This window comes from Hyphomicrobium sp. B1 (assembly GCF_049532635.1).
GTDB lineage: Bacteria > Pseudomonadota > Alphaproteobacteria > Rhizobiales > Hyphomicrobiaceae > Hyphomicrobium_B.
In genome coordinates, this window is sequence record NZ_CP134871.1 from 2,691,081 (window position 1) to 2,704,742 (window position 13,662).

The 13,662-nt window shown below is 61.4% G+C and carries 15 protein-coding genes; 13 read left to right on the forward strand and 2 right to left on the reverse strand.

The window, feature by feature from the left end:
• Positions 1-3: 3 nt before the first annotated feature.
• Positions 4-786: an exodeoxyribonuclease III gene (gene xth / locus RLW55_RS12790; RefSeq protein WP_423414399.1), complete on the reverse strand. Its 783-nt coding sequence runs from the start codon at positions 784-786 to the stop codon at positions 4-6.
• An 84-nt stretch (positions 787-870) separates the two neighbouring features.
• Complete coding sequence (erpA, locus tag RLW55_RS12795) at positions 871-1,194, reverse strand: iron-sulfur cluster insertion protein ErpA (RefSeq protein WP_013948311.1); 324 nt, start codon at positions 1,192-1,194, stop codon at positions 871-873.
• A 120-nt stretch (positions 1,195-1,314) separates the two neighbouring features.
• Between erpA and RLW55_RS12800 the strand changes: the two genes are divergently transcribed.
• From RLW55_RS12800 to RLW55_RS12860, 13 genes are all read left to right on the forward strand, one after another.
• Complete coding sequence (locus RLW55_RS12800) at positions 1,315-2,544, forward strand: deoxyguanosinetriphosphate triphosphohydrolase (protein WP_423414400.1); 1,230 nt, start codon at positions 1,315-1,317, stop codon at positions 2,542-2,544.
• A gap of 75 nt (positions 2,545-2,619) precedes the next feature.
• Positions 2,620-4,380: an arginine--tRNA ligase gene (argS, locus tag RLW55_RS12805; protein ID WP_423414401.1), complete on the forward strand. Its 1,761-nt coding sequence runs from the start codon at positions 2,620-2,622 to the stop codon at positions 4,378-4,380.
• 62 nt (positions 4,381-4,442) lie between these two features.
• A complete protein-coding gene (locus tag RLW55_RS12810; protein WP_423414402.1) occupies positions 4,443-6,176 on the forward strand; it encodes an SPOR domain-containing protein in 1,734 nt (577 codons plus the stop codon).
• 103 nt (positions 6,177-6,279) lie between these two features.
• Positions 6,280-7,302: a beta-N-acetylhexosaminidase gene (nagZ, locus tag RLW55_RS12815; RefSeq protein ID WP_423414403.1), complete on the forward strand. Its 1,023-nt coding sequence runs from the start codon at positions 6,280-6,282 to the stop codon at positions 7,300-7,302.
• A gap of 73 nt (positions 7,303-7,375) precedes the next feature.
• Positions 7,376-8,212 (forward strand): segregation and condensation protein A, encoded by an 837-nt coding sequence (locus RLW55_RS12820; RefSeq protein ID WP_409560443.1) that lies wholly within the window; start codon positions 7,376-7,378, stop codon positions 8,210-8,212.
• 39 nt (positions 8,213-8,251) lie between these two features.
• Positions 8,252-9,103: an SMC-Scp complex subunit ScpB gene (scpB, locus tag RLW55_RS12825; protein WP_423414404.1), complete on the forward strand. Its 852-nt coding sequence runs from the start codon at positions 8,252-8,254 to the stop codon at positions 9,101-9,103.
• Between the two features lie 217 nt (positions 9,104-9,320).
• Entirely contained in the window at positions 9,321-9,527 is a 207-nt protein-coding gene (locus tag RLW55_RS12830) for a twin-arginine translocase TatA/TatE family subunit (RefSeq protein ID WP_013948304.1), read from the forward strand.
• A 47-nt stretch (positions 9,528-9,574) separates the two neighbouring features.
• Entirely contained in the window at positions 9,575-10,018 is a 444-nt protein-coding gene (gene tatB / locus RLW55_RS12835) for a Sec-independent protein translocase protein TatB (protein ID WP_409560441.1), read from the forward strand.
• Positions 10,019-10,022: 4 nt separating this feature from the next.
• Entirely contained in the window at positions 10,023-10,847 is an 825-nt protein-coding gene (gene tatC / locus RLW55_RS12840) for a twin-arginine translocase subunit TatC (RefSeq protein WP_013948302.1), read from the forward strand.
• Positions 10,848-11,130: 283 nt separating this feature from the next.
• Positions 11,131-11,256: a hypothetical protein gene (locus RLW55_RS12845; protein ID WP_423414405.1), complete on the forward strand. Its 126-nt coding sequence runs from the start codon at positions 11,131-11,133 to the stop codon at positions 11,254-11,256.
• 216 nt (positions 11,257-11,472) lie between these two features.
• Positions 11,473-11,628: a hypothetical protein gene (locus RLW55_RS12850; protein WP_013948300.1), complete on the forward strand. Its 156-nt coding sequence runs from the start codon at positions 11,473-11,475 to the stop codon at positions 11,626-11,628.
• Between the two features lie 487 nt (positions 11,629-12,115).
• A complete protein-coding gene (gene serS / locus RLW55_RS12855) occupies positions 12,116-13,396 on the forward strand; it encodes a serine--tRNA ligase (protein WP_423414406.1) in 1,281 nt (426 codons plus the stop codon).
• An 18-nt stretch (positions 13,397-13,414) separates the two neighbouring features.
• On the forward strand, positions 13,415-13,660 hold the full coding sequence (locus RLW55_RS12860) for a hypothetical protein (protein WP_423414407.1): 246 nt from the start codon (positions 13,415-13,417) through the stop codon (positions 13,658-13,660).
• The last annotated feature ends 2 nt before the right edge of the window (positions 13,661-13,662 follow it).

Sequence of the window (13,662 nt, forward strand, 5' to 3'; positions counted from 1 at the left end):
TGCTCAAGCGGCGAGCTTTACCCACACCGGCACATGATCGGACGGCTTTTCCTGCGCACGCGTTTCCCGGTCGATGCCGGAGGAGTGCAACAGGTCGGCGGCCTGGCTCGAAAGCAGCATGTGATCGATGCGAATGCCGTCGTCCTTCTGGAATGCGCCCGCTTGATAATCCCAGAATGTGTAGATGCCCGGCCCCGGATGGCACGCGCGCGTCGCGTCCGTAAAACCGAGATTGACGAGCGCCCGCCATGCCGCCCGGCTCTCGGGCTGGAATAGTGCGTCGTTCGCCCACGCTTGCGGCCGCTTGGCGTCTTCGGGCTCCGGAATGACGTTGAAATCACCCGCAAGGATCAGTGGCATTTCCTCGGCAAGCAGCGCTTTGGCGCGTGCCTGCATGCGTTTCATCCAGGCGAGCTTGTAGGCAAACTTCTCTGTCCCGATGGGATTGCCGTTCGGAAGGTAGAGCGACACCACGCGGACCATTTTCGGCCCGAGCGCCACCGATGCCTCGATCCAGCGCGAATGCTGGTCGCTATCATCGCCCGGCAGTCCGCGCACCACATCTTCAAGCGGGGTCTTCGACAGGATCGCGACGCCGTTAAAACCCTTTTGTCCGTTCGTCGCAACGTTGTAGCCGATGTCCTGAAAGGCTTGCGCTGGGAAGCCGTCATCGACGGACTTGATCTCCTGCAGGCAGACGACGTCGGGCGCGTGGTTGCGCAAATAGGTCAGCGCCGCTTCGAGCCGCGCCTTGACGCCGTTGATGTTCCAGGTGGCGATGATCATGCGTGCGCTACGTCCGTTGAATTTGAATACATCATGGCCGGGCTTGGCCCGGCCATCCAGGAAAATAGCGCTAAATGAGAAGGGTCAGATCGAAAAGCTCGTGCCGCAGCCGCAAGAGGCCGTCGCAACCGGATTGTTGATCTTGAACGATGCGCCGATCAGGTCATCGACGAAGTCGATCTCGGCGCCTTCCATATATTGCTGGGAAACCGGATCAATCACCACGGTTGCGCCGTTGTGCTGGATCACCAGATCGTCGTCGGCTTTGTGACCGACAAGATCGAACTTATATTGGAAGCCCGAGCAGCCGCCACCTTCAACCGAAACGCGCAACACCGGCGCGGCGGCCTCGTTGGCAACGATTTCCGCGATGCGGTTTGCGGCACGGTCTGTGACGGTGATTGTCATCGTACGATCAAATCTTGAGCGGTTAAAAAGCCCCAATCGCCGGCCGAGAAAGCTGGCATCCGGAACCCTCAAAAGATAGGAAGGCGGCAGTCGAAGTCAAATGCTTAAAGCTCGCGGATAATGGCAACCCAGGCTAAATCGCTGCCGGACCCTTTGGATTATGGGCAGAACCTCCGGCCGGGAGAGCGTAGGCCCGCGCCTTATGCCGCGAATGCTGTGCCGTCGCGGGGGCGCTACTTTCCCGAATCGGATTGCCCGACCCGCAGCCCCTTCCAGCGCGACCGCGACCGCATTTTGCACGCGACCGCCTTCCGGCGTTTGACCTACAAGACGCAAGTCTTCCTGCCGCATGAAGGCGACCATTTCCGCACCCGGCTGACCCACTCGCTGGAGGTCGCGCAGATCGCCCGCACCGTTGCCCGCCAGCTTCGTCTCGATGAAGACCTGGCCGAGACGATCGCGCTGGCGCATGACCTCGGGCATTCTCCATTCGGGCATGCGGGTGAACGCGCACTCGACGACGCTATGGAAGCCTACGGTGGTTTCGACCACAACGCCCAATCGCTGCGTATCGTGACGACGCTTGAACGCAAGTATCTGGCCTTCGACGGCCTGAACCTCACCTGGGAAACGCTCGAAGGTCTCGCCAAGCATAACGGACCGCTGTCGAAGGCCGATAGCGCGGTTGCGAAGGTCGTGCGCCACATTGAGGCTTGGAAATCGTTGCACCTCGATGCGTGGCCGTCCGCCGAAGCGCAGGTTGCAAGTCTCGCCGACGATGTCGCTTATCTCTCGCATGACGTCGATGACGGTCTGCGTGCCGGATTGATTACGTTCGACATGCTGTTCGACGTGCCGGTGGCCGGGCCGATTGCGCGAGATGTTCAGGCCGTCGCGCACGGTGCCGAACCGAGCCGGGCCATCTACGAGGTGACGCGCCGCATGATCACCGTCATGGTCGCCGACATCGTCACTGAAAGCCGCTGCCGTCTCGCGGCCATTGCTCCCAACAGCCCGGACGACATTCGCGCCGCAGGCCGAGCTGCGGTCGCGTTCTCCGCCGGCATGGCTGCCGATCTCGGCCGTCTCAAGAGCTTCCTGTTCCAAGCCGTCTACCACCACGGGCGCGTTTTGGGCGTCATGAAGCAGGCGGAGAAGGTCGTCCGTGACCTCTTCGAGAAATATCACGCCGACGCCGAAACGCTTCCCACAGGCTGGCGCGAAGCGCTTCCCGGCCTCGATGAGCGGCAGCGCGCGCGCCTGGCATGCGACTTCCTGGCCGGACAGACCGACCGATACGCGCTTGCCGAACACCGCCGCCTATTTGACGTCACCCCGGAACTGGGCTAGGCGCGAAGCCCCATTTCCGCGCTGGCGGCCGGCTCCCCGGAGGGGCGTTGCCAGCGCGCATCAAAAAGGCCTTTCATGAACGTTTTTGCCGAAGTCGCCGCCCGCGTAACGACCGCGCTCGAAGCTCTGAAATCAGAGGGCGTTCTGCCTGCGGATCTTCCGCTTCCATCCTTCGACGCCGAACCGCCCCGCGATGCGAGCCATGGCGACGTCGCCGTTAACGCCGCGATGATGCTGGCGAAGCCCGCTAAGATGAAGCCGCGCGATATCGCCGAGGCATTAAAGGCAAAGCTCAAAACCGCGCCGGACGTCGAGAAGGTCGAAGTCGCCGGTCCGGGCTTCCTCAACATCACGTTCAAGCCGGAAGTCTGGCAGCAGCTCGTCCGCACGATTTTGAAGTCCGGCCAGCGCTACGGTTCAGGCAGCGCCAGCCAAGGCGGCAAGCTCAATGTCGAATACGTGTCCGCCAATCCGACCGGACCGATGCATGTCGGTCATTGCCGCGGCGCCGTGTTTGGCGACGCGTTGGCCAACCTTCTCGTCTTTGCTGGTTTCGACGTTACGCGTGAATATTACATCAACGATGCGGGCGGGCAGGTGAACGTGCTCGCACGCTCGGCTTTCCTGCGCTACCGCGAAGCGCTGGGCGAAGACATCGGCGCCATTCCGGAAGGTCTCTACCCCGGCGAATACCTGAAGCCGGTCGGAGCTGCGCTCGCCGCCGAGCATGGTCCGTGGCTTCTCAATATGCCCGAAGAACGCTGGCTTCCGCTCGTGCGCTCCTTCGCGATCTCCAAAATGATGGAGATGATTAAGGATGATCTCGCCGCGCTCAACATCCGCCATGGAGTCTTCTTCTCCGAAGCCTCGCTCACGTCGAACGGCCGCGACCAGGTCAAGGCCGCCATCGAGGTCCTGCGGGCCAAGGGCCTCATCTACGAAGGCACGCTCGAAAAGCCGAAGGGCCACGACGACGATGAGTGGGAAGACCGCGTCCAGACGCTGTTCAAATCGACCGCCTATGGCGACGACGAAGACCGGGCGCTGCAAAAGTCCGACGGCAGCTACACCTACTTCGCGGGCGACGTCGCCTATCATTACGACAAGCTGCAGCGTGGCTTCCGCCATCTGATCAATGTTTTCGGCGCCGATCACGTCGGCTACATCCCGAGGATGAAAGCCGCGGTCGCCGCACTATCTGACGGCGAAGCCGACCTCGATATCAAGGTCGTCAATCTCGTTCGCCTGTTCAAAGGCGGCGAGCCCTACAAGATGTCGAAGCGGGCAGGCACCTTCGTGACCCTTCGCGATGTGGTGGACGAAGTGGGCCGCGATCCGGTCCGCTACATGATGCTTTACCGCAAGAACCAGGAAACGCTCGACTTCGACTTCGCCAAGGTCACCGAGCAGTCAAAGGACAACCCCGTCTTCTACGTGCAGTATGCTCACGCCCGGGCCGCCAGCGTCTTGCGGAACGCAGCCGAGCAGGTCGCCGGCATAGACGTGTCGACCCAAGCGCTTCAGAACGCTGATCTCTCGATCCTGACGGATGCGGGCGAAATTGATCTCGTCAAACGCCTTGCCGGTTTCCCACGCCTGATCGAGGGTGCCGCGGCCGCGCACGAGCCGCATCGGATCGCGTTCTACCTCTATGATCTCGCGAGCGCTCTCCACACCCAATGGACGAGAGGCAACGATTCGCCACATTTACGATTTATTCAGGCAAATGACGGGGTTGCGACTTCAGCCAGACTCGCGCTGATTTCCGCGACAAAGACGGTGATAAAATCGGGGCTTGGGATCCTAGGCGTCGAGGCGCCCGACGCAATGCGTTAAAGTCTCGACTCGACGATTAGGCGCAACCACTGCTTGCGCCCCACTCTAAGGGGGTTTCCGCGATGTCCTCGCAGAACGCATTTCCCGGGCAGAATTCCGGCAGGCCGCTTGCCCGCCCCACAACGCAGACGAGCAATTCCCAGCCATCCTGGGTCAATCCGCAGGCGCAGCCGGTCGGCCGGCCTCAGCAGCAGCCACAGCAGGCGAATGCGTGGCCACCGCAGCAGCAGCCGGCACAGAATTACCCTGATTACGGTCAGCAGGGGTTCGGTGGCCGCCAGCCCGCGCCTCAGCAGCCGGATTACGGCCAGTGGAGCGAGCCGCAGCGTGGTGGCACACAGTCCGGGTCACAGACCGGATACGGCGGCTATCCACAGGATAACGGCGGCCAGCACGACCCTTATGCGCCGCAGTTCGAGCCTTACGTTCCGCCGTCACGGCCCAATTACACCCCGCCGCCGCAACAGCGTCAGCCGCAGTCGGCGCCAAGCTTCACCCAGCCGCAGCAAACGTCGGATTACGGCACGCAGCCGCCGCAGACCCGCGCCCCGCAGTGGCCCGCCCGCGAGCCGGAGCCGCGCGGCTTCGATCCGGGCGGTTTCGGCACGCCGCAGCAGCCGTCCTATCCGGCGCAACAGCCCGCCCATTCCGCGCCGACGTTCGGCCAGCAGCAGTATCACGAGAACGAGCTGAGCGCCGCCGACTGGGCCGGGCCGCATGATTCGTTCGGTCACGATCCCTATCAGCAGCAACAGCATGGTGACCCGCAGCTCGGTTTCGCCCAGGCCGAGGGCGGCGAGCTGGAGCCCGTCTATAGCGACGAAGAGTACGAATACGAGGACGAGGAGGTCGCGCCGCGCAGTCGCCGCCCCATGTTGATTCTCGCGGCTTTGGTCGGCGCCATCGTGATCGGCGGCGGCGTCGCCTACGGCTACAAAAAATTGACCGGCGGGAGCCATCCCGAAGGCGAGCCGCCGGTGATCAAGAGCGATGATTATGCCGCAAAGACCAAACCGGCGGACGCCGGCGGCAAGCAGTTCCCGTATTCCGATACCAAGATCATGGGCCGCCTCGGCGACGGCACCTCGTCGGCATCAGCCGAGGCCGCAAACGGTTCGTCCGATGGCGGCACGTCGCAAGACCAGGACGGCCCGCGGAAGGTTTCGACACTGGTCGTAGGCCGCGACGGCAGCATCATGGCGCCTGCGACGCCGACCCAAGATCTAGCGGCGCCGCCACAGCAAGGCGGAACTGCCGTGCCCGGTACCGCCCTCGTGGATGTCTTCGGCCAGCAACAGCAGCAGGCAGCAGCCGCTCCGTCTCCGCCGCCCGCCGCAAATGACGCGCCGTCCGAACCCGATGACGCCGCTCCGCCGCAGAAATCAAAGCCGGTCAAGATTACGACGATCAATTCGCCGACCAGCGACAGTGCGCAGGCGCCGCCGAAGAAGAAATATAAGAAGGTCGCGCGCGCTGAGCCGACGGTCGAAACAGATGCGAACAGCGATGCGCCGCCCGTGACGACGCATAGCGGTACCGGCTTCGTGGCAGTTCTCGCCTCGATCCCGCACTCGTCTTCGAGCCGCATCGATGCTTTGAAGCGATTTGCGGATATGCAGCAGAAATATTCGACGGCGCTCGCCGGTAAAACACCAGACATTGCTTCTGCAAATTTGTCGAAGGGCGTTTATGATCGTCTCGTAGTCGGGCCGCCGGGCTCGCGCGAGCAGGCCAGCAACGTTTGCGTGCAGCTGAAAGCTGAAGGCTATCAAGGCTGCTGGGTAACGTCGTACTGATCTTCTGCCGCACCGAATATCCGCCCGGCTGGTGCCATCGCGCCGGCCGGTTGCGTTTCGTCTGCTGGCTTTGTTCCGAACGGCCTTGGAGGGCCAACTTGCAATGACGGCAAGTCTGATCGCCGGTCTTTCTGGTGTCACACTCACCGATGACGAGCGGCGCTTCTATCGCGACGTCCAGCCTGCCGGTGTGATCCTGTTCCGCCGCAACGTCTTCGACCGGGGGCAGATCGCGCGCCTGATCGACGAAACAAGAAACGCGGTCGGTAGCGATGATTTCCTCGTTTTGATCGATCAGGAAGGTGGTCGCGTTCAACGCCTCAGGCCGCCGATCGCACGCGCGCTGCCGCCCGCTGCGGCCTTCGCAGATTTGTTTGCAGAAGACCCAGAGGAGGGGAAAGAAGCCGCCTTCGCGGTTGCACGCTTGACCGCGGAAGAGCTTCGCGCCTTCGGCGTCACGATGAACTGCGCACCGGTCGCCGACCTGCCCGTCGAAGGCGCCCACGAGATCATCAGCGACCGTGCGTATGGCCGAGGCGTCTCCCAGGTCGTGGGGCTGGCGCAGGCGGTTGCCGACGGTTATCTGGCGGGCGGTGTCGTGCCGGTCGTGAAACACATCCCAGGCCACGGCCGTGCGACTGCGGATAGCCATCTGGCGCTGCCCGTCGTCATGACCTCGCACAAGACGTTGTCGGCGACCGACTTTGCCCCCTTCAAGGCGCTGGCCGCGCTGCCGGCCGCGATGACCGCCCACGTCGTCTATGCCGATATCGACGCCGAAAATCCCGCCAGTACGTCGGCTATCGTCACGCGTGATGTCATCCGCGGCGAGATCGGGTTCGACAACCTGCTGATGAGCGACGATCTGAGCATGCAGGCGCTGAGCGGACCCATGCGGGCTCGGGCCGAAGCTGTGATCGCAGCGGGCTCAGATCTAGCCCTTCACTGCAACGGCGACATCGACGAAATGCGCGCAGCCGCTGAGGGCGTACCGAAGCTTTCGGGCCGCGCCGCCGAAAGATTTGCCGCAGCCTGCGCTTGCGTCACGCCCCCGGAGCCTTACGATAAAGAGCGGGCTCTGCAACTCTTGGCCGCACTCCTGGACGAGCAGACTCCGACCGTTTGAATCAGTGTAGTGTCCGGCGGTGCGCCAGTGATTGGCCGCAGGCGCTTTGCTGCGACAACGAAACCGAGATCCAATGGACGAGATGGCAGCCGAGGGCGAAGGAGAGGCTCCCGAATGGGAGGCTTCCAGCCTGGATGACATGCCGGCTGCAGGCGAAGCCTTCGTCGTCGATATCGACGGTTTTGAAGGCCCGCTCGATCTGTTGCTCGCCCTGGCACGGACGCAAAAGGTCGACCTCGCGAAGGTTTCGATCCTGGCGCTGGTCGAGCAATATCTTGGCTTCATCGCCGAGGCGCAGCGCCTGAGGCTCGAAATTGCGGCCGATTATCTCGTCATGGCGGCATGGCTCGCCTACCTCAAATCGCGTCTGCTGCTGCCCAAGGAAAAAGACAGCGCCGATACGGCGACCGCTGAAGAGCTGGCGCAGAAGCTGTCTTTCCGTCTCATGCGCCTCAACGCTATGCGCGACAAGGCCGCCGTCCTGATGACGCGCCGCCGGCTCGATCGTGATGTCTTTGCGCGCGGGCTGCCTGAGCACATCAAGGTCACGCGCGATACGACCTACACGGCCGCCGTCTATGATTTACTGAAGGCGTATTCCGACCAGCGAAAGCGCACCATTCGCGTCGTTCACGTGGTGAAGGCGCGCCGCGTATGGTCGATCAAGGAAGCGCGCCTAAGGCTCGAAAAGCTGGTCGGTGCAACCGAGGGCCACTGGGCGCAGCTCGATCTCTTCCTGGAGCAATACCTGCCGAAGAACGAGGAAGAGCGCTCCGCGCTTGCAAGTTCCTTCGGCGCGACGCTGGAAATGGCCCGAGAAGGGTTAATCGAGCTTCGCCAGGACGAGCCGTTCGCGCCGATTTACATGCGCAAGCGCGAGGAAGGCGCTCAGTGGGAAAAGATCGGCTAATTGCGCCGCAAAGATCGTTATAAGGGGGCTGATAAAGCCATGGTTCCGCCGAGACTGACATTGGTGTCGGACAATACTCGCGAGAAGAAAGAAACGCCCGCAAGCGGCGCCTCGTCAGAGACGCGCGCTGACGCTCCGCCTGCCGCTTTGAGCGATCCGGAGAAGGTGGACGCGCCGGAGGTACAAAGCCGCAATCGCGAAAAGCTTCGCCATCTCGAAGCCATGCTGTTTGCAGCTTCCGAACCTCTCGATGTCAAAGCACTCCTGCGTGGCCTCGATGGTGATGACGACGTCAACGCGCTGCTGACCGAATTGCAGGCCGAATACTGCGATCGCGGCGTCAATCTTGTGCGCGTCGCCGGGCGCTGGCAGTTCCGCACGGCGGATGACCTTTCCTTTCTGCTCGAACGCCAGCAGAAGGATGAGCGCAAGCTTTCCAGGGCCGCCCTCGAAACGCTGGCGATCGTCGCCTACCACCAGCCGGTAACGCGCGCCGAGATCGAGGAAATCCGCGGCGTCTCAACGTCGCCCGGAACGCTGGACGTCCTAATGGAGACGGGCTGGATTCGCCCGCGTGGCCGCCGTCGCGCTCCTGGCCGTCCGCTGACTTATGGAACGACCGAGGAATTCCTGGTCCACTTCGGCATGGACAGCATCAAGGATCTACCGGGTCTTGCCGATCTCAAGGCATCGGGCCTGCTCGATGCCAACCTGCCGCCCGGCTTCACGGTGCCGTCGCCGACCGACGTTGCCGCCCTGATGCCGGACGAACTTCCACTGACCGACGATGGCGACGAGGAGGAGCAGGAAGAACTCGCGCTCGACGAGGCGGATGAGCCTGAGACCGACGGCCAGACCGAAGCTCAGGCGCCTGACGACAGCGAAAAGTAATCCGGCGAAAATTACTTTTCATTAATTTGCGCCGAGCGGCGCCGCAAATGGCCAAATCCACAGCAATTCGAGCGAACCTTGGCATTTCGCCTGAGCTCCCTGAGCCGCGGTGAGGCGATGCGAACCTTGCCGCGCCTTGGAGGTTCTGCGATAAAGCCTTAAATACGTTGAGCAGCAGCCTTCCATCAACTCCAGGCTGCCGCCGAAAGGTCTTACGATGGGTTTCAGCGCGCAACACATTCTTTTGCTCTTGATCATTGCCCTGCTGCTGTTCGGCCGCGGCAAGATTTCCGAGTTGATGGGCGACGTTGCCAAGGGCATCAAGAGCTTCAAGAAGGGCATGGCCGAGGACGATGAGCCTAAGCCCATGCCGCGGACGATCGAAAACGAAGCAACCAATCCGGACCGTTCGAAGGTCGGGTGACCGCTTCAGGCTCGCAGCGTTGCGGCTGATCTCGACAGGGTTGCTCGATGTTTGACATCAGCTGGAGCGAGCTTCTGATCCTCGGGATCGTGACGCTGGTTTTCGTTGGTCCAAAGGAATTGCCGGTCTTCCTGCGCACCCTCGGCCGCTACGCCGGGATGGTGCGTCGGCACGCGAACGACTTCAAAGCTCAGTTCGACGCCGCGATGCGTGAAGCTGAGCTTGATTCGATGCGCAAGGAAGTCGAGCAAATGCAAAGCTCGATCAATTCCGAAGTCATGAAGGCCAAGAGCACGATCAACGATGCGGCGTCCGCTGCGAAGATCGAAGCGCCAGCCGCGCCGATATCGGCCAGCGCCGCAGCTCCTGCCATTCGGCCCGACACCACTGCTCCGCAGATGACTCCCCTTCCATCGCCGCCGATGCCCGCATCGCCGTCTGAGATGGCGGCCGCCGACGTACGGCAAGCCGCCGCAAAAGCGGAGTCCTGACGTCATGCAGGAACGGCTGCCGACATCCGGCTCCGAGACGGAAGCGCTGCGCGATGGTCAGGATGAGATCGACGCCAGCAAAGCGCCGTTGCTCGATCATCTGATCGAACTGCGCCAGCGTCTGATCTACGCGCTCGGCGCCTTTGTCGTGATGTTCTTCATCTGCTTCTCGGTTGCGGGCCACATCTACAACGTGCTCGTCTGGCCCTACATGTGGGCGTCCGGCAACGATCACGTAAAGCTCATCGCGACGCACTTCCTCGAACAGATCATGACGCAGGTGAAGCTCGCCATGTTCGGCGCGGCGTTCCTGTCGTTTCCCGTCATCGCCACGCAGGTCTACAAGTTCGTCGCGCCCGGCCTCTACAAGAACGAGCGCCGCGCCTTCCTACCGTATCTCATCGCAACCCCGGTACTGTTTCTGCTTGGCGCGATGATGGTCTACTTCGTCGCGATGCCGGTCATCATCAAGTTCTCGATCGGCCTGACGCACACATCCGGGCCGGGCACGCCCGAGATCGAATTGCTTCCGAAAGTCTCCGAATATCTGTCGCTCATCATGACGCTGATTTTCGGCTTCGGGTTGGTGTTCCAGCTGCCGGTTGTCTTAACCCTGTTGGCGCGCACCGGCATCGTCACGTCTCAGGCTCTTGCCGCCGGACGGCGCTACGCAATCGTCGGGATATTCGCAGCGGCCGCGCTTCTGACGCCGCCCGACGCACTCAGCATGTGCATCATGGCTTTCCCGACGATCGGGCTTTACGAAGCTTCAATCCTCGCCGTGCGCTTCGTCGAGAGGCAGCAGGCCAAGGCCAAATCCGACGCATAGCTCCTATTCGCTCATGAGGGTTTATGCGCCGTCATGGCTGCGATGCGCGCTCGCTGCGCAATCTCGAAGCGTGCGCATCCCGCGATGAAACGGGGCATGCTGAGCGCCTTGTTCTGGATCAACAGAACAAGGCATATCTCCTATTCAAGTCAGCACCAAAACCTGTCGTGCGATCTCGAAATCCGAGCCTAACGGATCGAGATGACAATGCGTACATGTCTGCAAGAGCGGTCGCCAAGATGACGTCGCTAAGACAACGAACAGAATATCGAGGAGCAATCCGATGTCCGCATTTCTCAAGGTTTTTGTTGCAGTCGCTGCACTGACTGCAGCTTCGAGCGACCTCGCTTTCGCGAGCTATGAATCAAACCAGGTCTGTCAGGATCACGCCTACACGCACTGCCGTTAAGCTTTGCGTTTGATGGCGACCGCCGCCGTTACCGCGATGCGAAACTCTCCGCCCGACAGCAGAAACATTGCAGCAGCAGGAAACGAAGCCTGCTGCGGGACGAAGATTGACTTGTCGCTGAGCGTGGCAAGTTACGAGGACCGGCCGCGAGATGTTCGGCGATTGAAGCTAATTCGAATGGCTAGAGCCAAAGGCCACTACTAAGGAACAATACCAATGACCAAAACATTCAAAGCAACATTTGTTGCACTCGCGTTTCTCGTCAGCGCCACCCCGGCGACGATGGCGTTCGCCGCTACGGGCGGAAACGGTACGTATCAGGCGTGCGAGAACCACGAATATACGCCTCACGGCATCTGGGACTGCCGTTAATCGTCCCGCGGAATGATGGTGCGTGGACACCATAAGTTCGAAGACGTTGCAGTGATCCAATCGCGCGACAAAGACGCGAGGGACGCTCCCAAAAAGTAAAAATGATGCTGTACGCCGATCTTTTGAGATTGGCCGTCGGCGGGGAGCGTGACTTGCGAGTGTGAAAGGACTGCGAGGCGTTCGAACGTTTGAGACTAACGTCAACTCAAAGGACCACGCACATGTCTAAAGCTTTGAAAATCGCCGTTGCAGTCTTTGCACTGTCCATCAGCGCCGCGCCGGCCACCGTCGCATTTGCGGCTTCGGCTGGCGATCAGGCCTCATGCACTTCGAGCCAGCCCACGCCGCACGGCGTCTGGGATTGCCGATAAATTGTTGAAATTGGATGGCGCTCGAAAAACGGACGCCATCCGATTGTCCCGGACTGGACCGGGTGCAGCGCATCGTATAGGACGGCCCCACAGTTACGACCGTGAAGGGGCCACCCGTGTTCGACATCAAGTGGATCAGAGATAACGCCGAGACTTTCGATGAGGGTCTGCGTCGCCGTGGACTCGAACCGCAAGCCGGGCGCATCATCGCGCTCGACGATAAGCGCCGCGCACTGCTGACATCGCTCCAGGAAGCCCAGTCGCAGCGCAACGCCGCCTCCAAGGAAATCGGTAAGGCGAAAGCCGCCAAGGACGATGCCACAGCCTCGCGGTTGATGGCAGAGGTCGCCGCACTCAAGGATACGATCGCCAGCGGTGAAGAAGAAGAACGCGTTCTCGATGCTGAGATCCGCGATGTCCTCTCCGTTATTCCCAATACACCGCGCGCCGATGTTCCTTTCGGCACGGACGAAACCGGCAATGTCGAAGTTCGCAAGGTCGGCACGCCCGGCACATTCGATTTCGCGCCGAAGCAGCACTTCGAAATCGGCGAGGCGCTGGGCCTCATGGACTTCGAAGCCGCGCAGAAAATTTCCGGCGCGCGTTTCGTCGTACTGAGGGGCGCGCTCGCGCGATTGGAGCGCGCCATCGCGAGCTTCATGCTCGATCTGCACACGGGCCAATTCGGCTACACTGAAGTCAACCCACCGCTGCTCGTGAAAGATCAGGCCGCCTACGGTACCGGCAACCTGCCGAAGTTCGCCGAAGATCTGTTCAAAACCACCAACGACTTCTGGCTCATCCCGACAGCGGAAATTTCGCTGACGAACCTCGTCCGCGAGCAGATCCTCGATGAAGCGCAACTGCCGATGCGCATGACGGCATGGACGCCGTGCTTCCGCTCCGAAGCCGGTGCCGCGGGCCGCGATACGCGCGGCATGATCCGCCAGCATCAGTTCTCGAAAGTCGAGCTTGTCTCCGTCGTCACGCCCGAGACGGCGCTCGAAGAACATGAGCGCATGACCTCATGCGCCGAGGAAGTTCTGAAGCGCCTCAGCCTGCCATTCCGCACGATGCTTTTGTGCACGGGCGACATGGGCTTTGCCTCGCAGAAGACGTACGACATCGAAGTCTGGCTGCCGGGACAGAATGCCTATCGTGAAATTTCTTCGTGCTCTGTCTGCGGTGATTTCCAGGCCCGGCGTATGGATGCGCGCTATCGACCGAAAGACGGCGGCAAGCCCGTCTATCCCAACACGCTGAATGGTTCGGGTCTCGCGGTCGGCCGCACGCTGATCGCCGTGCTTGAGAACTACCAGCAGGCCGATGGCACCGTTGTCATTCCCGATGCACTTCTTCCCTACATGGGCGGATTGGCGCAGATCCAGAAAGCGTAGTTCTCTGAGGTCCGACGAGTGCTTCGCCCTTACGACATTGTTGTCGTCAATCAGGATGTTGATGACGAAGACATTCGCGGCCTTGAGGGCTATGTCATCGGCGAAGTGTCGCCTGAGCAAATTGGCGTCTTCGTGTATGAACGAGAGCGGGTCTGGTGCCTCCATCCATCCAGCGTCCGTGCTACAGGCGCAAGCGACGAAGGTGCACGGCATGAACGTGGAACTCCGCTTCGCGTGAATTCAAAGGGCGAGATCATCGGCTGAAC